Source organism: Streptomyces sp. NPDC002742, assembly GCF_042888885.1.
In the GTDB taxonomy this organism is placed as follows: Bacteria; Actinomycetota; Actinomycetes; order Streptomycetales; family Streptomycetaceae; genus Streptomyces.
The window spans coordinates 122050-145819 of record NZ_JBIAQF010000012.1; the positions used below are offsets into that span (position 1 = coordinate 122050).

The 23770-nt window shown below is 73.1% G+C and carries 13 protein-coding genes and 1 pseudogene; 12 read left to right on the forward strand and 2 right to left on the reverse strand.

From position 1 onward, the window contains the following. Positions 1-2: 2 nt before the first annotated feature. The 12 genes and pseudogenes from ACFYW8_RS22785 to ACFYW8_RS22840 all read left to right on the forward strand — a co-directional run. A pseudogene (locus ACFYW8_RS22785) lies at positions 3-335 on the forward strand (CU044_2847 family protein); the annotation flags it as partial. Positions 336-682: 347 nt separating this feature from the next. Then, positions 683-2443 carry a trypsin-like peptidase domain-containing protein gene (locus tag ACFYW8_RS22790; protein WP_389078831.1) on the forward strand — a complete coding sequence of 587 codons (1761 nt, stop codon included), beginning with the start codon at positions 683-685 and terminating at the stop codon, positions 2441-2443. Positions 2444-2501: 58 nt separating this feature from the next. Next, positions 2502-3515 carry a MoxR family ATPase gene (locus ACFYW8_RS22795; RefSeq protein ID WP_365871037.1) on the forward strand — a complete coding sequence of 338 codons (1014 nt, stop codon included), beginning with the start codon at positions 2502-2504 and terminating at the stop codon, positions 3513-3515. Further along, positions 3505-7797, forward strand: coding sequence for an SAV_2336 N-terminal domain-related protein (locus ACFYW8_RS22800; protein ID WP_389078838.1), 4293 nt, complete (start codon positions 3505-3507; stop codon positions 7795-7797). The genes ACFYW8_RS22795 and ACFYW8_RS22800 overlap by 11 nt, the downstream gene beginning before the upstream one ends. Before the next feature lie 200 nt (positions 7798-7997). Continuing rightward, positions 7998-9035, forward strand: coding sequence for a rod shape-determining protein (locus ACFYW8_RS22805; RefSeq protein WP_365871041.1), 1038 nt, complete (start codon positions 7998-8000; stop codon positions 9033-9035). 23 nt (positions 9036-9058) lie between these two features. After that, positions 9059-10693, forward strand: coding sequence for a GAF domain-containing protein (locus ACFYW8_RS22810; protein WP_389078844.1), 1635 nt, complete (start codon positions 9059-9061; stop codon positions 10691-10693). A 129-nt stretch (positions 10694-10822) separates the two neighbouring features. Further along, entirely contained in the window at positions 10823-11572 is a 750-nt protein-coding gene (locus tag ACFYW8_RS22815) for an SDR family NAD(P)-dependent oxidoreductase (RefSeq protein ID WP_389078849.1), read from the forward strand. Positions 11573-11944: 372 nt separating this feature from the next. Beyond that, positions 11945-12547, forward strand: a complete 603-nt coding sequence (locus ACFYW8_RS22820) for a TetR/AcrR family transcriptional regulator (RefSeq protein WP_365871048.1) — start codon at positions 11945-11947, stop codon at positions 12545-12547. A 170-nt stretch (positions 12548-12717) separates the two neighbouring features. After that, on the forward strand, positions 12718-13641 hold the full coding sequence (locus ACFYW8_RS22825; RefSeq protein ID WP_389078856.1) for a TauD/TfdA dioxygenase family protein: 924 nt from the start codon (positions 12718-12720) through the stop codon (positions 13639-13641). A gap of 58 nt (positions 13642-13699) precedes the next feature. Then, positions 13700-15196, forward strand: a complete 1497-nt coding sequence (locus ACFYW8_RS22830) for an MFS transporter (protein ID WP_389078861.1) — start codon at positions 13700-13702, stop codon at positions 15194-15196. Positions 15197-15309: 113 nt separating this feature from the next. After that, the gene (locus tag ACFYW8_RS22835; RefSeq protein ID WP_389078866.1) at positions 15310-17022 is read left to right on the forward strand and encodes an aldehyde dehydrogenase family protein; all 1713 of its coding nucleotides are present in this window, start codon (positions 15310-15312) and stop codon (positions 17020-17022) included. A gap of 51 nt (positions 17023-17073) precedes the next feature. Continuing rightward, positions 17074-18636 (forward strand): long-chain fatty acid--CoA ligase, encoded by a 1563-nt coding sequence (locus ACFYW8_RS22840; protein WP_389078869.1) that lies wholly within the window; start codon positions 17074-17076, stop codon positions 18634-18636. Between the two features lie 94 nt (positions 18637-18730). Here ACFYW8_RS22840 and ACFYW8_RS22845 read toward each other — a convergent pair whose 3' ends face one another. Next, positions 18731-20032: an MFS transporter gene (locus tag ACFYW8_RS22845; protein ID WP_389078872.1), complete on the reverse strand. Its 1302-nt coding sequence runs from the start codon at positions 20030-20032 to the stop codon at positions 18731-18733. Then, on the reverse strand, positions 20029-23301 hold the full coding sequence (locus ACFYW8_RS22850; protein ID WP_389078877.1) for a BTAD domain-containing putative transcriptional regulator: 3273 nt from the start codon (positions 23299-23301) through the stop codon (positions 20029-20031). Before ACFYW8_RS22850 ends, ACFYW8_RS22845 begins: the two co-directional genes overlap by 4 nt. Positions 23302-23770: the final 469 nt, after the last annotated feature.

Genomic DNA, 23770 nt, shown 5'->3' on the forward strand with positions numbered 1-23770 from the left:
CCATGGACGGTTTGTTGGAGTTCAAGACCGATGACGGGGCAGTGGTCGTCGTGGAGGCGGTGGACGACGGGTCCGGCTCCCGGCTCGTGACCCGCGGCGACGGTACGGTGCAGGCCACGCGCACCTTCGAGGGCGCCCTGGAGGGCGTGCGGGCAGCCGCCGGGTCGGCGCTGCGGGTGTTCCGCGACGGGAGCCTCTCGCCCGACTCCGTCGAGATCGAGTTCGGGGTCAAACTCACCGCGGAGGCGGGCGCGTTGATCGCGAAGAGCACGGTCGAGGGTCATCTGGTGGTCAAGCTCTCGTGGACGCCGGGAGAGTCCGGGCGGGACGCCTCCCGGCCCACTCCTGACACGGCCTCCGGTGCCACACCCGGGCCGCAGGCCACGCCCGGCACGGGAGGCACGCCCGGGGTCGGGCTCGGGCCGGCAGCCGGGACCGGTGCCGGACCCGGGAACGGGACCACGTCGGGGAACGGGCCCGGAACACCCCCTGGGCCGGAGTCAGGGACCTGGGTCACGCCCCGGAGCGGGGCCATGCCCGGAACCGGAGGCACGCCCGGAACCGGAGCGCCCGGAACCGGAGGCACGCCAGGTATGGGCGTGCCTCCGGAAACCCGGACGGGGTCAGGGACTCCCCCTGCCTCCGGGCCGGAGGCAGGTGCGCCGGGGACCGCCGTGCGGTCATGAACAGTGCCTCCTGGCAGGCCAGGATCACCTGTGGACGAGAGACCGGCGCGGGCTTCCTCGTCACCGAGCGGCACGTGCTGACCTGCGCCCATGTGGTGGCGCGCAGCGGGACCGCGCAAGTGAGCGTCTCCTTCGCCCGGGAGGAGGCCGCCCTGCCCGCGAAGGTGGTGGCGCACGGCGGCTGGGAGGGTCACGACACCGACCCCGGCGATGTCGCCGTCCTCGAACTCGACCGTTCCGTACCGATGGAGCCGGCGCAGTTCGCGGCGCCGTCGGACGCCTACGGCGATCCGCCGCGCAGGCTGGTGGCGTACGGCTTCCCCAAGCGCTACGAGGAGGGGACCCTCGCCGAATACCGGGCCACCGCCGACCAGTTGATCGCGGACGAGTGGGTCCAGCTGGAGGCCTGGGCGGCACACGGACAGCCGCTCGCGCCCGGATTCAGCGGCGCCGCGGTGGCCCTCGCGGACTCCGGGCGGGTGGTGGGCATGGTGTCGGCCGCCGCACGGGACTCGGGGATCCGCAACGGACGGATGCTCCCGGCGCACGTCATGGCCCGCTACTGGCCGCGTCTCGGCGAGCTGATACCGACACCGGAGTACGGGCGGGTGGACAAGGAGCGGCTGCGCGAGCTGGTGCTGGCGCGCGGCCCGGAGTTCGACGGGCGCCCCGAGTGCAGCCCTGAGCGGCTGTACAGCGATGCCGTGGGCCCGTTCGGACCGCCGCTGCCGGGCCGGCGGTTCCGGTCGCTGTGGGACGCGGCCTGGTATCTGCTCTCCGAGGTGCCCGACACCGGCGCCGTCGCCCGGTTCGCCGCGCGGCTCGCCGACTTCACCGAGGACGCGCCGACCCGCGGCGCGTTACGGGCCTGGCCGTCCCGGGCGCACGAAAGGCACCCCCGGCCGCCCCTGGACCCCCCGGCCCGGCCCGCCACCGGGACGCGGCCCTGGTCGCCGATCCTCGTGGAGATCGCGCCGAGCGGTTCGGGCGGCCAGCAGTTCCTCGTCGAGGTCTCGGCGTACAACGGGCGGCACCGTCGCGTCGTCGGCTCGCGCGCCCTGCCCGCCGACCGGGTGCGCGGCTACGCGCTGGAGCGCATCGACGAGGCGTACCACGAACTGGAGCCGGGTGCTCGCGAGTTGATCGCCTTCGTGCTGCCGCGTCGCTGGCTCAACACGGATGTGGCGCACTGGCAGCGCAGCGCCGACGACGACAGCCCGCTCGGCTCCTTCGCACCGCTCGTGGTGATGGACCTGGAGCGGCGGCGCAGCGGCGGCCTCCAGCACAAGCTGCTGCAGAAGTGGCAGCGGCTCGACGATCTGTCCGCGCCGCGGCTGCACCGCATCGACTGCGGGGCGCTCGGACAGGATCCGGTGCGACTGACCATCGGGCTGCGGCGCGGCGCCGACATCGTGGGCTTCGCCTCACCGCCGCGCGCCGAGGGCACCCGCCGGCTGTTCCGGGCGAGCCTGAACGCGGCGGTCCCGGTGATGCTCTGGCCGCGCAGCGGCTGCCGCGGCGAAACCCGGGGCGGGGCGCACGAGGACTGTACGGGGGCGGCGTTCCTGGACCGTCTCGCCGCCCAGCTCGCGGATCTCCCGCCCTCGGAACTCCCCTCGCACATACACGAGTTGCGCGAGACGGCGTATGCGGACGACAGCCTTGAACCGCACTGGGCGAACGATCTGGCGCTGCTCTGGGAGGACCCCAGATGTCTGCCCGACCCGGTCGGCTATCTGCACTCACCGGTCGGCTAGCAACCGGGGATCGCGCGGAGACAGACAAGCGCGCCCGGGAAACGAATGAGGAGAGCGCATGTCCCTGTGGCCCGTCTACACGGGTGGGAGCGAGCCCCACGACGGTATCGCCGAACTGCCCGCGCCGCCGCCGTGGCGCGACTTCGACGGCGGTCCCGAGCTGGACACCCCCGCCGAGGACGGCGACACCTCGACCGCCTCCCCGGACCGCAGGCACCGCGCCCGCACCTACCGGGCGACCGACCGGGCCGTCCAGCTCGTGAACGCGGCGCTGTACCTGCGCCGCCCGCTGCTGGTGACCGGCCCGCCCGGAAGCGGCAAGTCCTCCCTCGCGTACGCGGTGGCACGGGAGTTGCGGCTCGGGCCGGTGCTGCGCTGGAACATCACCAGCCGCACCACGCTGCACGACGGCCTCTACCAGTACGACCCGCTCTCCCGGCTGTACGCCGCCGGCCGTGCCGCCTCGCACGAGATCCCCGCGGGCGGCGAGCTCCAGGACCATCTGCGGCTCGGCCCGCTCGGCACGTCCCTGCTCCCCTACCGGCGCCCTCGTGCCCTGCTCATCGACGAGATCGACAAGAGCGACCTCGACCTGCCGAACGACCTGCTGAACATCCTGGAGGAGGGCGAGTACGAGATCCCGGAGCTGGTCCGGGCGGCCCGCCAGACCCCGGCCGCCGAGGTGATGGTGGCCGGCACGGACGAACGGGTCACCGTCTCCGGCGGCCGGGTGCGCTGCCGCGCCTTCCCCTTCGTCGTCCTGACCAGCAACGGCGAGCGCGAGTTCCCGCCCGCCTTCCTGCGCCGGTGCGTCCGGCTCGAACTCCACCAGCCGCGCGACGCCCACCTCGAAAGCATCGTCCGCGCCCATCTCGGCGAGCCCGACGCCTACGCCCGCGAGCTGATCACCCGCTTCCTCTCCCGTGGCACCGGCGGCGAACTCGCCACGGACCAGCTCCTGAACGCGATCTACCTGACGGGCACGGCGGGCATCGACGCGACGTCACGCGACGATCTCGCGGAGCAGCTGATGCCCTACCTCAGCAGCGCCCGGGACGACGATGAGTTCTGAGGACCCGGACACCCCCGCGCACCGGGTCCGGGACACGCCGACGCATCCGGGCCCGGGCAACCCCGAGGGTCCGGGCCCGGGCAACCCGGCGGACCCGGGGACCGCCCTGCTCGCCGAGCTGTTGGGGCGGGTCGCCGGCGGGGAGACACCGACCTCGGTGGAGCTGGCCGAACTGCTGTGGCTCGCCGGGCACATCGAAGGGCCGGCCGTCGTGGCGCCGGACCCGACCCGGTCCGGCGAGGGCGGCCCCGCCTCCCCGCGTACGCCCCCGGTGGCACCCTCGCGGAGGGACGTGCCGCCGGACCCGCCCCGCGGAGAACCGCCCGCCGGTCCGGACCGTCCGGGCGACGGCCGCGTCCCGCTGCGCCTGCCCGGCCCCGGCGCCGGCTCCCCCGGCCGGAACGCCGGCGGCGCCGGTCAGGACGCGGCGGACGACGCCCCGGCGAACACTCCGCACACCACGCTCCTCGCCCCCGCTCCCCCGATGCTGCCGCACCCGCTCGCGCTGCAGCGCACCCTGCGTCCGCTCAAGCGCCGGGTGCCCGCGCCCGTCGGCCACACCCTGGACGAGGAGGCCACCGCCCACCGGATCGCGCGGTTCGACGCCGCGCCCCAGGGATGGCTGCCCGTGCTGCGCCCGGCCACCGAGCGCTGGCTGACGCTGCACCTCGTGCACGACACCGGGCCCACCATGCCCGTCTGGCGTCCACTCGTCCGCGAACTGCACACCGCACTCGCCCAGTCGGGCGTCTTCCGGACGGTGGAGCTGCACCAGCTGACCGCCGGGGGGACCGTACGACGGCCCGGCTCGCAGGAGTCGTACGCGGACGGCCGTACGGTCACCCTGCTGGTCAGCGACTGCATGGGCGCGCAGTGGCGAGGCGGTCCGGCGGGCACCCGCTGGTACCGCACACTGCGCCGCTGGGCGGCCCGGATGCCGGTCGCCGTGCTCCAGCCGCTGCCCGAGCGGCTGTGGCGCACCACCGCCCTGCCCACGACGACCGCGCGCCTCGGCGCTCCGTGGCCCGCCGCCCCCAACTCCGCCTACACCGTGGACTCCTACGCCTCGGACGATCTGCCCGGCCCCGGTCCGGTGCTCGCGCTGCCCGTCCTGGAGCCGTCCGCCCGCTGGCTGGCGAACTGGTCGTCGCTGGTGGCCGGCGGCGGCCGCCTCCCGGGCTCGGTGGCGATGCTGGACCGAGCCCCGACGCCCGCCCCGCTCGACGAGCACGGCCGCGGTGACGTCGAGCGGCTCTCGGCGGAGGAGCTCGTCCTGCGGTTCCGTTCCACGGCCTCCCCCGAGGCGTTCCGGCTCGCCGGTCATCTCGCCGTGGGACGAACGGAGTTGCCCGTGATGCGGCTGGTGCACGCCGCGATGGAACGGAGTCCTCGGCCCCAGCATCTCGCCGAGGTGATCCTCAGCGGTCTCCTCGGCGCCGACTCGTCGGGCCCGCCCGGCTCGTACACCTTCCGGCCCGGCGTGCGCGAACTCCTGCTGCACACGCTGCCGCGCACCGCGCACGGCCGCACAAGTGAACTTCTGGGCCGGGTCGGCGCGTTGATCGACGCGCGGGCCGGGGTGACCGCCGGGGAGTTCCCCGTGGTCGCTCCCGGACCCGGAGACGCGACGGCCGACGGCGAGGCGTTCGCCTCGGTGCGCGAGGAGAGCGTCCGACGGCTCGGGGGCGGGGCACCGCCGCGGACCGGGGGTCTGGTGCTCGGCAGGTACCGGCTGGTGCGACGGCTGGGCCGGGGCAGGCAGTTGATGCTGGCCGAGGACACGCGGAGCGGCCGGAAGGTGGTGGTGCACACCTACGCGCCGAGCGCGCACGAGCGCTTCCTGGAGGACGCCGGCGCACTCGCGGGTGTCGGGCATCCCAACGTCCTCACGGTGCACGACTTCGGCGTCGAGGAGAACGTCCCTTATCTCGTCACGGAGTTCACCGAGGGACTCACGGTGGCGGAACTCACCGCGGAGGGCGGCTTCGCCCTGCCCTTCTCGCTGCTCGCCTCCCTGGCCCAGCAGCTCGCACGCGGCCTCAGGGCCGTGCACGAGCGAGGCGTCACGCACGGCAGGCTCACACCGAACGGTCTGATCGTCCTGCCGGACGGCGGCTTGAAGATCACCCATTTCGCACTGGGGACCGGCCGGGACCGCGACCCGTCGCACGATCTGCACGACTTCGGCCATCTGCTGCGGGAACTCACCAACGGTACCGGTGGCGGTGAACTCAACGCGGTGCCGGGTGAGTTCAGGGCCCTTCTGTTCGACATCCTCAACCCACTGACCTCCTCCGACCCGCAGGCCCAGCGGCGCGGCATGGACCTCTTCTTCACCCCGTCCTTCGCCCGTGCTCTGAAGGCCGCCGAGGCCGCACGCCACCGGTACCGGATCCTGGGACGGGTACGGATCACCCGGGGCGACCGCACCGTCCGCACGCTCTCGCCCCGGCAGCAGGCCCTGGTGTGCATGCTGCTCCAGCGCCGCGGCCGGCCCGTGACGCACACCGAGCTGACCGAGGGACTGTGGGAAGGGCGGCCCCCGCAGCGAGCGGCGCGTCTGCTTTCCATGGAGGCGGCAGCCGTCCGCGAGGCCCTCGGCCCCGGCGTCCTGGCCCGCACCGCGGACGGTTACGCCCTGTACGCCGACCCCGACTGCGTCGACCTCGCGCTGTGCGAGGCGCTCGTCGCCCGCTCGAAGACCCACCGGGACGCGGGCGACCCGCAGGCCGCCGCCGAATGCGTCCGGCAGGCTCTCGGCCTGTGGGCCGGTGACCCGGTGGACGGCGTCCCCGGCCCCGCCGCCGAGACGACCCGCGGACGGCTCCGCGCCCTGCGCCTCACCCTCTGCGCCACCCGGGCCGAACTCGACCTGGAGACGGGCGACTTCCGTCGGGCGGCGAGCGACCTCGGCGAACTCCTGCGGTCCCACCCGCAGCGCGAGGACTTCCGGCGGCTGCACATCCTCGCGCTCAAGGGCCAGGGCCGGGTGGCCGAGGCCCTTGAGTCGTACCGGGCGTACGAGAACCTCCAGGCGCCCGGCGAGCCGAACCCCGCCCTGCTGGAGCTGTACCGCGAGCTGCGGGCCGCACCGGAACACGGCAGCCCGATCATCGCCGTCGAGTACGCCGCGGACTCCGCCGAGGATCCGCACACCCACAGCGTGCTCGGCCGGACGCTGGCCTGGCTGCTCTCGTTGAGCGACATGACGCCGAACGAGTACGAACTCCTCGGCCGCGACAACGGCTACGTCGTGATCACTGAGCCCACGGCCTCCGTGCTGACCGCGCTGAACGTCGTACTGCGTGAACTTCCGGGAGCCCTGCTCGAGTTGGACGAGCCTCCGAGGATACGGGTGACCTTCTGGCACACCGCGCTGTTCGCCCGCGCGGGCAGCCCGACGGTGCCGCCCGATCTCCGGCCCGACCTCGACCGTCCCGAGGCGGACATCATGGTCGTGCTCTCCCCCGTTCTGCACGAGGAACTGACGGCCGGTGGCGGCACCCCGTCGGCGGCGGGCCGCTTCCGCCCGCTGCACCGGCGGCCGTCGGCGGACGGCCCGGTCGTCGCCTGGTACTGCGCCCTGGACCTCCCCGAACGCGTCCCGGAACTCGAACCGGTCCGACGCGACCTGGTCCGGGGCCCGTTCACCACCCGCGACCTCACCCGGCTCCGGGGCGCGGAGCAGGGCCGCACCGCCGTCGTGCACACGGATCCCGACACCTCGCTGACCCTGCTCGACCTCGACCGGCCACGGGGCAAGCGCCCGCCGCGCTCCCTCATCACGTACTACGAGGTCGACCTCACCGCCCATGGCGCCGCGCACGAACTGAACCTGCCGAGCTCCGGGCGCAGTTCCTTCGCCGCCTCGGTGGAACTGTCCTGGCACGTGGACGACCCGGTGGCCTTCGTGCGCGGCGAGACCCACGACGTGTCGAGGCTGCTCCTCGACCACCTTCTCAAGGAGGCGGGGCGCATCACCCGCCGTCACCCGCTGCGCCGTGCGGGCGCGGCCCAGCGCGCCGTGCACGAGGGGCTGCGCCGCTGGCCGGTACCGGGGCTGTCGGTGGCCTGCTCGGTACGGCTCCGCGAGTCCGCGCCGCCCTCCGGGCCACGGCCGCCGGCCTCGGCGGACACCTCGGTACGACGAGAAGCCGTGGAGCGGGAGGCAGTGGAACAGGAAGCAGTGGAGCCGGAAGCAGTGGAGCCGGATTCCTGGGACGGGGGTGCACCGAACGGGGTTGCGCCGACGGGGGATTCCCCGGAGCGGGGTGGCCCGTGAATTCGGCGCGCCGTGTGGTCCGGACGCACCGGGACCGGCCGACCGGGTGACCTGTGGCGTCCACGACCGCCCGACCACCCGGCAGGCGGCACCCCGCCCGGCCCCCCAAAAGGGGCGCCCGGCGCCCGTCGCGCGCAGGATACGAGAGAGGACCGCCGCCCGGCGGAGCCCCACGGTCTGCGCTCTCGGGAGGACCTGCCATGACCGCCAGTCTGGAGCAGCTGCGCCGCTGTCACTTCGCCGTCGACATGGGCGCGGCGCGGACCCGTGTATGGGTGCGGGGTGCGGGCCTGGTCGTCGACCAGCCGAGCGTCGCGGCGATCAACACGAAGACGGGCGCGCTGATCGCGGTCGGGGAGTTCGCGGAGCGGATGACGGGCCGAACCCCCGAGTACATCCGGGTGGTGCGCCCGGTGTCCGGCGGCACCGTCGTCGACATCGACATGGCCCAGCGGATGCTGCGCCAGCTCCTGGGGGACAAGGTCCGGCGCACCCTTCGCCGCAAGCCCCGGCTGCGGGCCGCGGCCTGCACCCCGCACGACGCGGGCCCGCTGGCCCAGCGCGCCACGATCGAGACGCTGGTCGGGCTCGGGGCGCGGCGGGTCGAGCTCGTCGACACGCTGATCGCGGCCGCGGTCGGCTGCGGACTGCCCGTCGAGCGGCCCGAGGCCACCATGATCATGGTGTGCGGGGCGGCCGCGACCCAGCTCGCCGTGCTCTCGCTGGGCTCGATCGTCACCGCCGAGCGCATTCCGGTCGGCGGTGAGGCCGTCGACCACGCGATCGTGCAGCACCTGCGCCACCAGCACGAGCTGATGCTGCCGAGTCAGGCCGTACGGCCCCTGCAGCTCGCCCTCTCCGGCAACGGGCTCACCCCGCACGGCCCGGCCCTGACCGAGATCCACGGGCGGGACGTGGCGACCGGCCTGGCCCGTTCCGTGCAGGTCGACACCGCCGCCGTACGCCTGGCGATCGAGACGCCGCTGACCGCCGTACTGGACGGCATCGGCAAGGTGCTGCGGTCCTGCCCGCCCGATCTGGTGGCCGACCTCGGCGACCGCGGGATCATGATGGTCGGCGGCAGCGCGCTGCTCCCCGGGCTCGACCAGATGCTGCGGCAGGCGACCGGTATGCCCGTCCACATCGCCGAGCGGCCCGACGTCTGTGCCGTCCAGGGACTCGGCTACATGCTGGACGGCAAGATCGAGCCGATGATCCTGGACCCGCTGGCGAACTGACGCCCGGCGTCCGGGGGCCTCGCATGACCGATCCCGTGTCCGGACTCCCGCCCCTCCTCGAAGCGGTCCTCAGTGTCGGCACCGAACTCGAACTGCGCGCCACCCTCCAGCGGATCGTGGACGCCGCGGCCGAGCTGACGGGAGCCCGGTACGCGGCGCTGCGGATGAGGGACCCGGGACGGGACGGGCTGGTGCACGTCCGCACGGCCGAGCCGCACCCGACGGAGCCGCACCCGGCGGAGACCGGCCCTCGCGCCGAGCCCCCCGTCTCGCCCGAGCCCCTCGACCAGCCCCTCAAGTCCAGCGACCCCCTTGAATCCCCCGAATCCCCTAAGTCCCCTGAGGCTCCCGAGGCTCCCGAGGCCGACATCTGCCTGGACGTCCCCATCCGGGTCGACGACGAGGTGTTCGGCAACCTCTATCTCGCGGACAAGTCCTCCGGGCCCGTCACCCGTGAGGACGAACAGCTGGTGCGCCTGCTCGCCACGCAGGCCGGTATCGCGATCGCCAACGCCCGGCTGTACGAGACGGCCCGGCAGCGGGAGCGCTGGATCGAGGGCGCCGCAGCCGTCACCACCGCCCTCCTCAGCGGCGGGACCGACACCGACGCGCTGCTGACGGTCGCCGAACGCGCCAGGATTCTCGCGGACGCCTCGGCGGGCATCATCCTCAAGCCCACGGACGAGGGCGGCATGGAGGTCGTGGTCGCCTCCACCCACGAGGACCCCGACGGCATCGTGGGCACCACCATCGCGCCCGGCAGCCCGGCCCTCGAACCGCTCCTGGGCGGGGAGCCGCTGTTCATCGACGACTCGGCGACCGACCCGCGCATGACGACTCCTGTACGGACCCGGTTCGGGCCGAGCATGATGCTGCCCCTGCAGACCGAGGGCCGTCTCATCGGCACGCTGGCCCTGCCGCGCGGGCGGGGCGGCCGCCCGTACACGGAGGTCGAACGCCTGCTCGCCACCCAGTTCGCCTCGCAGGCCGCCCTCGCCCTGGTTCTCGCCGACGCCCGCCACAGCCGTGAACTCCTCGCGGTGTACGAGGACCGGGACCGCATCGCCCGGGACCTGCACGATCTCGTCGTGCAACGCCTGTTCGCGACCGGCATGATGCTGGAGTCCACACAACGCAGGAACGCCGGGCGCGGCACCGGTGACAGCGGAGCCGGTGACAGCGGGGCCGAAGAGGTGTCCGCGGCCCTCGATCGGGCGGTCGACGAACTGGAGGCCACGGTCCAGGAGGTGCGCACCGCGATCTTCGCGCTGCAACAGCCGCCCGCCGACGCCCCCACCACGTTCCGCGGCAAGGTGCTGCGCGAGACGGCCGGCGCCGCCGCGGTCCTCGGCGTCCAGCCGTCCACCCGGTTCACGGGTCCGGTGGAGAACAGCCTCACGGAACCGGTGGCCGGTCGACTGCTCGCCGTGCTGCGCCGCGCCCTTGCCGCCGCCTCGCGACGCTCCGGGGTGTCGCGGATCGAGGTCGCCGTCGATGTGACAGTCCCACTGCAGGACGGCCGCCCCGGTGTCCGGCTGACCGTCCACGACGACGGTGACCAGGACGGCATCCCGGAGGAAGCGGACGCGGACCGCACCGGCGTCGGTGACGACTCGGGCGGCACCGGTACGAACGTCACCTGGCAGTCACCGCTGTAGATCCGGGCGGTCGACCGGGTGCACCGCCCGCACTCTTGACGCTGTCTCAGGCTCTCCGTAGCCTCCCCACCTGTATCTGTACCTGACCGAAATTCATATCCACGAATACCGAGAACGGATGGGGCGGACATGGGCGGACGGCGTGTGGTGGTGTCCGGAGGCGGTACGGGAATCGGCCTGGCGACGGCGGAGGCGTTCGCCGCGGACGGGGACCGGGTGGTGCTCCTCGGCCGCCGCGGGGACGTCCTGCGCAAGGCCGCCGACGGACTGAACGAGCGATACGGCCAGGAGACCGCGTCCTGGCGTGCGGCCGATCTGGCCGACCCCGAACAGGTCGGCGCGGCACGGGAGTTCATCATCCAGGACGACACTCCGGTGGACGTCCTGGTCGCCAACGCGGGCGGGAACGCCGCCGTGTCGCACGACGGCAGCCTGGCCTCCGTCGCCGACGGCTACCGGCGCAACTTCGACGCCAACGTCCTGACCGCCGTCCTGCTCACCGAGGCGCTGCTCCCCCACCTGCGCCGACCCGGCGGCCGCATCGTGCAGCTCTCCTCGATCGCCTCGCTGCGCGGCCCCGGCTCGTACGGCGGCTCCAAGGGCTGGATCAACACCTACACCTACGATCTCGCCCAGCGCCTCGGCTCCGAGGGCATCACCGTGAACGCCGTCGCGCCCGGCTTCGTCGGCGACACCGAGTTCTTCGGGGACCGCGCCACGCCGGAGTTCGTGGCCACCCGCGTGGCCCAGTCCCTCACCGGAGAGGCCGGCCGCCCCGAACAGATCGCGGCCGCCATCCGGTACGTCGCATCACCGGAGGCGGCGTACATGACGGGCCAGCTCCTGCACATCAACGGCGGTGCGGCCCTGGGGCGTTAGCCGGCGTCGGTGACCAGCGCCGCGCCGACGGCATCGGTGTCCATGACCCGGCGCCGGGACCCGGCGTCGTGCTGCTCGACGGGGGAGCGGCCCGATGCCGGTCGCGTAGATACACGTGGGTCAGTACGGCAGCAGACGTCCCGAAGGCGTCCTGCGGTCGATCGGCATCTCGCGGGGAGCGGCGGGCCGGCGGTTCACGCGAATCCGGATCTGACGGTTCATGACCCCTCCTCATTGCTGATGAGACCCGCGTCGCCGTTGACGCGCATAGACGCATCGTGCCCACGGAGACCCCCCTCCTACCCTCCGAGCAGGATGTTCCGCGCGAGCCCTCCTCCCGGGGAGGGCCACCGGTCCCCGTAGGCTCGGGGTATGACGGGTGCGCGGACGCGGGGGACCGAGCGGGGACCGGGGCGACCGCGAGAGGAGCGGGTCACCGGAGCGGTCCTGAACGCGGTCGTCGACCTGGTCGTCGAACAGGGCATGGGGGCGCTCACGATGGACGCCGTCGCCGCACGGGCCGGGGTGAGCAAGCCCGCCATCTACCGGCGCTGGCCCACCAAGCAGGACCTGATCATCGCCGCCGCCGAGAGCCGCATCGGCGAGTTGTCGGTGCCCGACCTGGGCGACTTCCGCGCCGAGCTGCGCGTCATCCTCACGGCCCGGCTGGAGGCGTACCGGCTGCCGGGGTCGGCCCGGCTGATCGCGGGACTGATCGGCGCGGCGGCCGAGGCGGGCACGGACAGGGCGCAGTACGCGCGGTACACCGAGCGGATCACGAGCGAGACCCGGCACATCCTCGAACGCGGCATCGAGCGCGGTGACGTACGCCCCGACACCGATGTCCGGGCCGCAGCCACCCTGGTCGCCGCGCCGCTGCTCTTCCGGCTGATCGGCGAGCAGGAACCGCCCGACACCCGGCTGGTGGAGACCCTGGTGGACCTCGTGGCCCGCGCGGTCGGCTCGGCCTCCTGACCACCGCGGCCCCGCCGGACCGGCCCGTTCAGGACCGCCACGGCCCCGGCTGACGGCCACGGCCCCGCCCGAAGGCCCCGTTCACAACAATCGCCCCAGACCCTTGCCACCTCGCACCCCAATAACGATACTCCTGGTAACGAAATCCCGGTTGTCGTTCTGGAGAGCCCATGGACAGCGTCGTCACCCCTCCCGCGCCCGCCTTTGACAAGCCCCTGATGCACTACGGGAAGCGGGTGCTGGAGCGCACCGCGCCCGGCGTCGCCCCGGCCGAGTACCGCCTGATGGACATCCGCCCGCTCACCCCGCACATCGGCGCGGAGATCGCCGGCGTCGACCTCTCGCTCCCGATCGGCGAGGACCTCGCCGCGGAGCTGAAGCAGGCCCTGCTGGAGTGGAAGGTGATCTTCTTCCGTGACCAGCACGCCTTCGACCCGAGCGCCCAGCTCGCGCTCTCCGCCCTGTGGGGCGCGCCGGAGGCCAACCCGTTCTTCCCCGCCGCCGACACCGCCGGTGTCTCGCGCCTGGCCAAGGACGCCATGGCCATCGGGACCGAGAACATCTGGCACAGCGACCACTCCTTCATGGCCGCACCGGCCCTCGGCTCTGTGCTGCGGGCCGTCGAGGTCCCCGCCGCGGGAGGCGACACCCTCTGGGCGGACATGGGCGCCGCGTACGACAACCTGCCCGAGCGGATGAAAGCCCGGATCGAGGGGCTCACCGCGGTGCACGACTGGGTGACCAGCTGGGGCCTGACGATGACGGAGAGCCAGATCGCGGCGCACCGGGAGGCCCTGCCGCCCGTCGAGCACCCCGTGGTCGTGCGGCACCCGCGCACCGGCCGCAAGCTGCTCTACGTCAACGAGCCCTTCACGACCCGGATCACCGGTCTGTCGGAGACCGAGAGCCGTGAGCTGCTCGGCGAACTGGTCCTGCAGGCCCGTATCCCCGAGTACCAGGTCCGCTTCCGCTGGCAGCCCGGCTCCGTCGCGATCTGGGACAACATCGCCACGCAGCACTACGCGATCAACGACTACTACCCGCAGCGCCGCGTCATGGAGCGCATCGCGATCACCGGCGAACGCCTGTCCTGAGGACCTCGGCCGGACATGCCCCGCCCGTTCCCGACCCGCCCTCTCCCGCGGAGCCCCTGTGACCGACACCGACGTCGTACCCGCTGTGCCCGCCGGCCGTGCGAAGACACCACCTGACCGGCACCGCCGTGCGTGGACCGTCACCGCGCTGCTCGTCGTCTTCATGATGGTCAACTTCGCCGACAAGTCCGTACTGGGCCTGGCGGCCGACCCCATCCGCGAGGACCTCGGCCTGTCCGCGTCCGCCTTCGGGCTCGCCAACAGCGCGTTCTTCCTGCTGTTCTCGGTCTGCGGCGCCGCTGTGGGGCTGCTCGCGGACCGCGTACGGCCCAAGTGGCTGCTGCTCACGATGGCCGTCCTGTGGTCCCTGTCCCAGGCTCCGCTGGTCCTGGGCGGAGGGCTCGCGGTGCTCGTCACCTCACGCGTTCTCCTGGGCGCCGCCGAGGGGCCGGCGTTCCCGGTGGCCCAGCAGACCACCCTCTCCTGGTTCCCCGACCGCCGGCGCAACCTGCCCGGGGCGCTCATCGTGCTGGGGATCACCCTGGGCGTCCTGGTCGCCGCCCCCGTGCTGACCTGGGTCATCCACCAGCACGGCTGGCGCACCGCGGTCGCGGTGGTCGCGATCGCGGGCGCCGTGTGGGCGCTGCTGTGGATCCCCTTCGGCGGAGAGGGGCCCTACGCGGCGGTCCGGGACGACGAGACCCCGGGGCCGGTGCCGGCCGACGGCCCCGATACCGGTATGGGCCTCGGCACCGGTGCGGGCTCCGTTCCCGGTGGGCGCTCCGTTCCCTGTGCGGGCTCCGACGCCGACCCTGCGGCCGAAGGAGCCGCGGCCGTGAAGTCCGCGACCGGGACGGGCGGCGCCGCGCGCGGGACGCCGTACCGCCGTATCCTCGCGACCCGCACCTGGATCGGTGCCACGGCCGCGTACTTCGGCACCTACTGGGTGATCGCCTTCTGCCTGGTCTGGCTCCCGTCCTTCCTCCACGACGGCCTGGGGTACTCATCGGCCGCGTCCGCCCGGCTGCTCATGCTGGTCTGGGGGCTGAGCGGCGTCGTGGTGCTCGGTCAGGCCGGCGTGACCGGATGGCTGCTGCGCCGCGGGACCTCGAGCCGACGGGCGCGCGGCGGGGTCGGCGGAGTCCTGCTGCTCATCGCCGCCGCGGCGTGCCTCGCGCTGCCCGCCGCGTCGGCCGGTGCCACGACGGTCGTCCTCCTGGTCGCCGGATTCGGCTGCGCCGGGGCGATGGGCAGCGTCGCCGCCACCACCGTCGCCGAGCTGGCTCCGGCCGACCGCCGCGGCGGCGCGCTGGGCATCATGAACGCCGTGGTGACCACCGCGGGTCTGATCGCCCCGACCCTGGTCGGGCACCTCGTGGACACCCACGGGACCGCGGGCTACCGGGAGGCTCTCCTGATCACCGGAGTCCTGCTCCTGCTGGGCGGAGCCGCCGCCGTCACGCTGATCGACCCGGCCCGCGACGCCCGCCTGCTGTCCGCCCGGCACTCCGGCCCTCTCGCCCCGGACCACGACAGCCCGTTGCAACCCGTCTGACCGGCCGCTGCGTACGCCGACGCCGGGTACGGCACGGAACGAGGGGGCCGTGCCGCACCCGCGTCTCCCCTCTTCCCTCCCTCTCTCCGCTCTCCCCTATCGCTAGGAACGACGTGAACCCCAGCGCCTTCGACACCTCCTGCCTGGACCGGGCCGTCGCCGAGTTGCGCGGCAGTGCCGCGTCCTGGTCCGCCGCCCCGCTCACCGAACGCGTCGCGCTGCTCGAACGGCTGCTGCGCCGGGTGGACTCCGGCGCGGCCGAGCTGGCCGCGGCCGGTGCCCGCGCCAAGGGCTACGATCCCGGCTCCCCGTGGGCCGCCGAGGACTGGAGCGGCGGTCCCTGGGCGCTCGCGCAGAACGCGTCGGCGTATCTGCACGTGCTGCGACGCCTCGCCGCGGGCCGCGAACCACTCGCGCCGAAGGCCGTGCGGGAGGCGGCGGGCCGCACCCGCGTCGACGTGTTCCCGGCGACCGGCTGGGACCGGCTGCTGCTCAACCGCTTCACCGCCCAGGTGTGGATGCGGCCTGGCGTCACCGCCGACGAGACACGCGACCGCGCGGCGGACGCGTACCGGGGCAGGCCGGAGCCCTCGGCCGTGGCCCTGGTGCTCGGCGCCGGCAACGTCGCCGCCATCACCTCGCTCGACATCCTGCACAAGCTCTACGTCGAGGGCCAGGTCGTCGTCGCCAAGATGAACCCCGTCAACGCCTATCTGCGACCCCACTTCGAGCACGTCTTCGCGGAGTTCGTGACCCGCGGCTGGGTCCGTTTCGTGGACGGCGGCGCGGCCGAGGGCGGCTACCTCGCCCACCACGAGGACGTCGACGCGATCCACGTCACCGGCAGCGAACGTACGCACGACGCGATCGTCTGGGGGACGGACGAGGACGCCGGGCGGCGCCGGGGCGAGGACCGGCCCCTGATCGACAAGCCCTTCAGCAGTGAACTCGGCGGCGTCAGCCCGTGCGTCGTCGCTCCCGGCCCGTGGAGCGACGCCGACTTCCGCTTCCAGGCCGAGCACATCGTCACCAGCAAGATGAACAACTCCGGCCACAACTGCATCGCCGGTCAGATCCTCGTCGTACCGCGCGACTGGGACGGCACCGAGAGGCTGCTGAACGAGATCCGCCGGGTGCTGCGCGCGCTGCCGTCCCGCGCCGACTACTACCCCGGGGCCCGCGAACGCCTCGACGCCGTTCTCGCCGCACATCCACGGGCGGAGCGGTACGGCGACGGCTGCCGCCTCCTCGTCCCCGACGTCACCGGCCCCGACGACGTCCTGGTCAATGACGAGGTCTTCGCCAGCGCGCTGGGCGTCGTACGGCTGCCCGGCGCGACCACGGCCGCGTTCCTGCGCAACGCCGTCGAGTTCGCCAACGACAGCCTCCCCGGCACCCTCGGTGCCACCCTCATCGTGCACCCGAGGACCGAGCGGTCGGACCGGGCGGCGGTGGAGGCCGCCATCGCGGACCTGCGCTACGGCACCCTGGGCGTCAACTGCTGGTCCGCGGTGGGCTTCCTGCTCGGTTTCACCCCCTGGGGCGCCTTCCCCGGCCACTCCCGGCAGGAGATCGGCAGCGGCATCGGTTTCGTGCACAACGCGTTCATGCTCCGGGGCGAGGACATCGAGAAGACCGTGCTGCGTGCCCCGTTCACGCCCGCACCGCGCGGTCTGGTCACCGGAGACCCGTCGCTGACCCCGCGCCCCCCGTACTTCGTCACCAACCGCACGGCCCTGACCACCGTGAAGCGCCTCACCCGCTTCACCGCCGCGCCCGGTGTCCTGCGGCTGCCCGCCCTGTTCGCCTCAGCCCTGCGCGGCTGAGCCCGTTCGGCCCGCCCCGATCCGCGTCAACACCCCTACGGAGAACAGTCCATGCTCAACCTCGCCGTCATGCTGGAGAACAGCGCCCGCACCGTGCCCGACCGTACGGCGGTCGTCCTGGGCGACCTGCGGATGACGTACGCGGAGCTGGACACCGCCGCCCGCCGGGTGGCCGGGCTGCTGCGCTCGCGCGGCATCGAGCCCGGCGACAAGGTGGCCGTGTCCTGCCCCAACCTTCCGTCGTTCCCGGTCGTCTACTACGGCATCCTCAAGGCCGGCGCGGTGGTCGTCCCGCTCAACGTGCTTCTGAAGGGCCGTGAGATCGCCTATCACCTCGCGGACTCCGAGGCCAAGGCGTACTTCTGCTTCGAGGGCACCTCCGAGCTCCCCGTCGGCAGGGAGGGCTGGAACGCGTTCGACGGGACGGAGAGCTGCGACCACTTCTTCCTGCTGACCGCGGCCCCCACCGAGACGTCGCCGATCCCGGGCGCGCGGACCCTGACGTCGGCGCTGGCCGGCCGGAGCGCCGACTTCGCGACGGTCGCCACCGAGGCGGACGACACCGCGGTCATCCTCTACACCTCCGGCACCACCGGCCGGCCCAAGGGCGCCGAACTCACCCACGCCAACCTCGCGCTGAACGTGCTGGCCTGCCACAAGATGTTCGGCGAGGCCGAGCAGGACGTCCATCTGATCGCCCTGCCGCTGTTCCACTCCTTCGGCCAGACCGTGCAGATGAACGCCGGGCTCGCCGCTCACGCGACGCTGGTGCTGATGCCGCGCTTCGACGCGGGTTCGGCCCTGGCCCTGATGCGGCGTCACGCCGTCACCTTCTTCGCGGGCGTCCCCACCATGTACGGGGCGCTGCTCGCGGAGGACGTGCCCGAGGCGGAACGGGCGGAGATCGCCGCGAACCTGCGGATCGCCGGCTCCGGGGGTTCGGCGCTGCCGGTCGAGATCCACCGCCGCTTCGAGGAGCGTTTCGGGGTCACCGTCCTGGAGGGGTACGGCCTGTCCGAGACCAGTCCGGCGGTGACGTTCACACCCCGTGGCGAGCCGGTGCGCGCCGGCTCCGTCGGCCGCCCGGTCTGGGGCGTGGAGGTGGACCTGATCGCCGAGGACGGTACGCCGGTGAAGGGTCCGGAGGCCATCGGCGAGATCGTCGTACGCGGACACAACGTCATGAAGGGCTACTACGGGCGCCCCGAGGCGACCTCCGAGGTGCTGCGCGACGGCTGGTTCCGCACCGGTGACCTGGCCCGCCGGGACGCCGACGGATGGCTCTACGTCGTCGACCGCACCAAGGACCTGATCATCCGCGGCGGCTTCAACGTCTACCCGAGGGAGATCGAGGAGGTCCTGCTCACCCACCCCGCCGTGCACCTGGTGGCGGTCCTCGGCGTGCCGCACGTCACCCACGGCGAGGAGGTCAAGGCCTGTGTGGTCCTCGCCCCGGGCGCCGAACTCTCCGAGGCGGAGCTGATCGCGTGGTGCCGGGACCGGATGGCGGGCTACAAGTACCCGCGCCAGGTGGAGTTCCGCGGCCAGCTGCCCACCAACGCCACGGGCAAGATCCTCAAGCGTGAGCTGCGGGGCGTCCCCACGGCTCCCTGAACCCCGCCCACCGCACCAGGCCACAGCATCAGGCCCCCGGACCGGCTCCCCGGGGGCGCCGCCCCCGGGGAGCCCTGCGGCGCGGGCGACGCGCCTACCCCTCTCCGACCGCCGCCAGGTCCACGTCCTTGGTCTCCCGGTACCGGAAGAACGACACGGTGCTGATCAGACAGAGCGCCACCACGTACCACGGGTACCAGGCGGCGTGGCCGTGCGCGGAGAGGTACTCGATCAGGTAGGGCGCCGTCCCGCCGAACAGGGCCACCGTCAGCGCGTACGGCAGGCCGACGCCACTCGACCGCAGCGACGTCGGGAACATCTCCAGCGTCGCCGACGGTGCCGCCCCCGCGTAGCAGCCGAACAGCAGCAGCGCCGCCGTCATCACCGCGCCCAGCCGCACGGCCGAACCCGACAGGAGCCCGAAGAGCAGCGGGGACAGACAGGCGAACCCGCAGCCGAACACCAGCAGCAGCGGACGGCGCCCCCACCGGTCGGCGGCCATGCCGAACAGCGGCAGCGCGGCCATGAACACCACCTGGGCGACGACGGCGGCCTGCAGAGCGGCGTTCGCGGGGATCCCGTAACGGAGTTGGGCGTACAGCGGCAGGTACGAGGCGAACGTGTAGTAGACGACGGTCGCGCCCAGAGTGAAGGCGACCACGCGGGCGGCGGCGCGCGGGTGTGTGCGCAGCACCTGGCGCGCCGGGTTGGGCGAGCGCTCCCGCACCGCGTCGAAGACGGGTGTCTCGCGCATCCGGCCGCGCAGGTACCAGCCGTACAGGGCGAGCAGCGCGCCGAGCGCGAAGGGAACACGCCAGCCCCAGTCTCCCAGCTCGGCGGGGGTCAGCGTGTTGCGCAGGAGCAGCGCGAGCAGGGTCGCCGCGAGGGTGCCGAGGGTGGTGCTGACGTAGACGGCGCTGGAGTACAGGCCGCGGCGCCCGCCCGGCGCGATCTCGTTCACGTACGTGCTCATCGCCGCGCCCTCGCCGCCCGCGGACAGCCCCTGGAGGGCCTTGGCCACGACGAGCAGCGCCGGGGCCAGTACGCCGACCGTCCGGTAGGGCGGGCAGAGCGCGATCAGGAGGCTGCCGCCCGCCATCATCAGCAGGGAGAGCCGCAGCGCGGTCGTGCGGCCGCGGCGGTCGCAGTAGGCACCGATCAGCGCCCCGCCGAGCGGTCGGAACAGGAACCCGACGGCGAAGACCGACAGGGTCCGCAGAAGGTTCGTGGTCGTGTCGCCCGCCGGGTAGAAGTGCGGGCCGAGCAGCGCGGCGAACGTCACGAACGCGGCCCAGTCGAACCACTCCATGGCGTTGCCGATGGAGGCGACCAGCAAGGGCCGCAGCCGGTCCCGCCTCGGGGAGACGCGACGCGCCTCCGCGACAAGGGTGTTCACGATGTCGTCCCGTTCTGTGATCGTGCGGCGGGTGTGGTGTCGAGCCGTGCTTGTACGTCGTCGGCCTCGGCGACGCCGATCTCGGTGAACGCCTCCAGGGCCTGGGTCCAGTACGCCCGCGCCGTCGGGTGGTCGCCGTCGGCCATGGCGACGGTGCCAAGGACGTGCTCGGCCCTGGCTATGTTCAGCCGCTGCGCGGTCCGCTGCGACAGCGCGAGCGCCAGCCGCGCGCACTCCTCGGCGCGGTGCGGGTCGCCCAGACTCAGGTAGAGCGGGGCCAGTTCCAGGAGGACCTTGCTGCGGGCGATGTGGTTCACGCCCCCCTCGGCGAGGGAGCGGGCCTCCTCGGCGTGCCCGGCCGCGTCCTCGCGGCCCAGCGACGCGTCGGCGACGGCCATGCGGGCCAGCGCGTACGCCTCGCCGGCGACGTAGCCGATCTGCCGGGCACCGTCGAGCGCCGCGGCGGCGTAACGGGCCGACCGCGGCGGCGAGTCGAGGCCCGCGCTGATGGCCGACAGGAGACACAGCGTCTCCACCTCGTAGGTGCGGTCGCCGCACTCCTGGAAGGAACTCAGGGCCCGCTGCGCCGAGTCGAGCGCGCTCTCGTGCCGGCCGAGGTCCAGGTCGACGAGGGCGAGCCCGTACAGCGAGATGCTTCTGTCGTACGAGGAATCGATGGACTCGGACACCTTCAGCGCCCGCTCGAAACAGGACCGCGCCTCGGCCGGCTCCCCGGTGGCCTGGCGCACCAGGCCCAGGTTGCGCAGGCTGTACGAGCTGATGTGGTGCAGTCCGAGGCTGCCCGCGGTGGCCAGCGACGCCGTGAGGCACTCGGTGGCGCGCGCCATGTCTCCCCGCGTCCAGTGAATGAACCCCAACAGGCCCTGGGTGCTGGCCTCCAGCCGGGAGGACCGGATGGCGGACGCGACGTCGAGCGCCCGCCGTGCGGCCTCCTCCGCCTGCGCGCCCCGGCCCAGGCTGAGGTGGGCGAGGCTCATGTTGTTGAGCGTGGCCGCGACCTCCTCGGCCATGCCGAGCCGGTCGTGCAGCGCGAGGCTCTTCTCCTGGTGGGCGATGGCCCGCTCGTAGTCGCCCAGCGTGTTGTGGAGGTTGGCGAGGCTGCGGTGCATGGCCGCGATGCCTCGTTCCTCGTCGAGGGACTCGGCGGCGGACAGGCCGATGCCGGTCGTCTCGCGCCACTCCGTGCGGTACTTGCCCGTCCAGAAGAAGCCGCGCAGCGCGTCGGCCAGATGCCAGGACAGGTGGTGCGGGCCGTGCGTGCCGAAGTGGCGCACGCAGGCCATCAGATTGCGCCGCTCGGCCAGCAGCCAGGCCGTCGCGTGGCTCTCGTTCGGGAAAAGCGGCGCGTCGAAGGTCGCCTTCGGCCGCTCCGGTTGGGCGAGCCGCACGAACTCCGAGTAGAGGACGTCGGCCGCGGCGCAGGCGCCCGCGAGATACCACTGGCCGAGCCGTTCCAGGGCCTCGGCCCGCTCCCCCGCACAGTGCTCGGCAAGGGCGCGGCCTTGCGCGTACTCGCGCAGCAGGTCGTGGAACTGGTAACGCCCGGGGGCGGGTTGCTGCAGCAGGCTCGCCGTCTCCAGACGGCTCAGACCGGTCCGGGCCTGCGCCTCGCTGATGTCGGCGAGCACCGACACGGCGGCGGGTGTGAAGTCGGAGCCCGGGAAGAGCCCGGCCAGCCGGAAGACCGCGCGGTCGTCGGGGGTCAACGCGTCGTACGACAGGGCGATGGCCGTGGAGACGGCGGAGGTCGTGTCGCCGTCGACGGCGAGGGCCGCGAGGCGGTTTCCGCGCCGCAGACTCTCCACGTAGTCCTCGGTCTGCCCGCCCGGGGCGCCGATCAGGTTGGCCGCGGCGATCCGGAGCGCGAGCGGCAGGTACGAGCACAGGGCGGCCACTTCGCGTACCACTTCGGGCTCGATCGCCACCGCGGCCTGCCGCAGCATGCCGGTGACCAGCTCGGCCGACTCCTGCGCGCTGAGCGTGCCGACCCGGATCACCTGGGCGCCGTGCGTGACCGCGAGGGAGCGCAACTGCCGTCTGCTGGTGATCAGTACGGAACATCCCGCGTCACCGGGGATCAGCGGCAGCACCTGCTCGACGCCGGACGCGTTGTCCAGTACCACCAGCACACTCTTCCCGGTGAGCTTCGACCGGAAGAGGTTGGCCTGTTCGACCGGGTCGACCGGGATCTGCTCCGCGGGCACGCCGAGGCTGCGCAGGAACTGCGAGAGCACCTGGTCCGGCGGGAGCGGCGCGTGCGCCCCGCCCTGCTCGTAGCCGCGCAGGTTCACGTACAGCTGCCCGTCGGGGAAGGCGCCCCGCACCCGGCTGCCGAGCCATACCGCGAGCGCCGTCTTGCCCACTCCGGGCGGCCCGGACAGGACCACGACGGGGACGCCGGTACGGTCCGGAGCCGGCGGAAGCATCGTCTCGATCCGGCCGACGACATCACCCCTGCCCACGAACCCGAGCGCCAGCGGCGGGAGTTGCGCGGGCACCGTGACGGCGCCGAGGCGCGGCCCGTGCGGGGCCGCGAGCGCGGGGTCCGATTCGAGGATGCCGGCGTGCAGGGAGCGCAGCCGTTCGCCGGGCTCGACGCCGAGTTGCCCGACCAGTTCGCGGCGGGCCTGCTGGTAGATGTCCAGCGCCTCCGCCTGTCGCCCCGAGCGGTACAGAGCCAGCATCAGCAGGCTCCAGAAGTTCTCCCGCAGGGGGTTGTCCATCGCCGCCGTGCGCAGCTCCTTCACCAGCTGCGCGTGCCTGCCGAGGTGGAGCTCGGTCTCGAAGTACGCCTCCAGCACGCCGAGCCGCTCGTCCTCCAGTGCCGGGCACTCGTCGCGGCGTAACGCGTCCGACGGGATGTCCGCGAGCGGCGCGCCCCGCCACACGCTCAGCGCGTCGGCCAGCAGCCGCGTCCGCTCCTCCGGCGTCTCCGCCTGCTGCGCCTGACGGACCAGGCGGCGGAACCGCGTCAGGTCCAGCTCATCGTCCGCCACGTCGATCCGGTAGCCGCCGGCCGCCGTCTCCACCAGGCCGGAGTCGCCGAGCAGCATCCGCAGCCGTCGTACGTACGTGTGGAGCGCCCCGCGCGGGTTCGACGGCTTGCGCTCGTCCCACAGCCAGTCGGCGAGACGGTCGTTGTCGACCACGGAACCTGCCCGCAGCAACAGGGCGGCCAGCAGCACCCGGAGCTTCCCGGAATCGATTACCAGTTCTTTGCCGGAGACGCGCGCGGAGAGCGTTCCCAATATTCCGAAGCTGTTCCCGGCGCCAGACACGGCGACGCCTGGCAATGGGACGAATTCTGTTCGCGCCATGCAGTTCTTGCCATCCCCCGTAAGCGTGTGCACGGCCTCCCGATGCCGCGCGCCGCGCCATTGCTGGAACGCGTGCAAGGGGACCCCTCAGCCGTGCGGTTGCCACCATAAACGACACCGGAGGCGGGCCGGGAGTTCCGCCTTGTTCGATCTGTCACACGGCGGGTCCGATCGCTCTCGGCCCGTACCCGCCGAGGTGAGGGCCGCGGGAGCGGTTCCGGATACCTGACCGAGGGCGGCCCTCCAGGTCCCCGGAGTGCGCCGGGGGTGGTTCGGCGCGGAATTTCCTCACAAGATGTTCCACGGCTGTTCGACGACAAGGGAATTCCCCGCGATGACGGCCGCCGTGCCGGAGTGGGCCTTGCGGCGAGTTCCCGACCGCTTCGAAGTCGCCCGGATT

Coding starts and splice junctions, on each gene's coding strand:
- ACFYW8_RS22805 (WP_365871041.1), top strand. CDS start 7,998: ATGACCGCCAGTCTGGAGCAGCTGCGCCGCTGTCACTTCGCCGTCGAC.
- ACFYW8_RS22810 (WP_389078844.1), top strand. CDS start 9,059: ATGACCGATCCCGTGTCCGGACTCCCGCCCCTCCTCGAAGCGGTCCTC.
- ACFYW8_RS22800 (WP_389078838.1), top strand. CDS start 3,505: ATGAGTTCTGAGGACCCGGACACCCCCGCGCACCGGGTCCGGGACACG.
- ACFYW8_RS22820 (WP_365871048.1), top strand. CDS start 11,945: ATGACGGGTGCGCGGACGCGGGGGACCGAGCGGGGACCGGGGCGACCG.
- ACFYW8_RS22790 (WP_389078831.1), top strand. CDS start 683: ATGAACAGTGCCTCCTGGCAGGCCAGGATCACCTGTGGACGAGAGACC.
- ACFYW8_RS22840 (WP_389078869.1), top strand. CDS start 17,074: ATGCTCAACCTCGCCGTCATGCTGGAGAACAGCGCCCGCACCGTGCCC.
- ACFYW8_RS22815 (WP_389078849.1), top strand. CDS start 10,823: ATGGGCGGACGGCGTGTGGTGGTGTCCGGAGGCGGTACGGGAATCGGC.
- ACFYW8_RS22795 (WP_365871037.1), top strand. CDS start 2,502: ATGTCCCTGTGGCCCGTCTACACGGGTGGGAGCGAGCCCCACGACGGT.
- ACFYW8_RS22825 (WP_389078856.1), top strand. CDS start 12,718: ATGGACAGCGTCGTCACCCCTCCCGCGCCCGCCTTTGACAAGCCCCTG.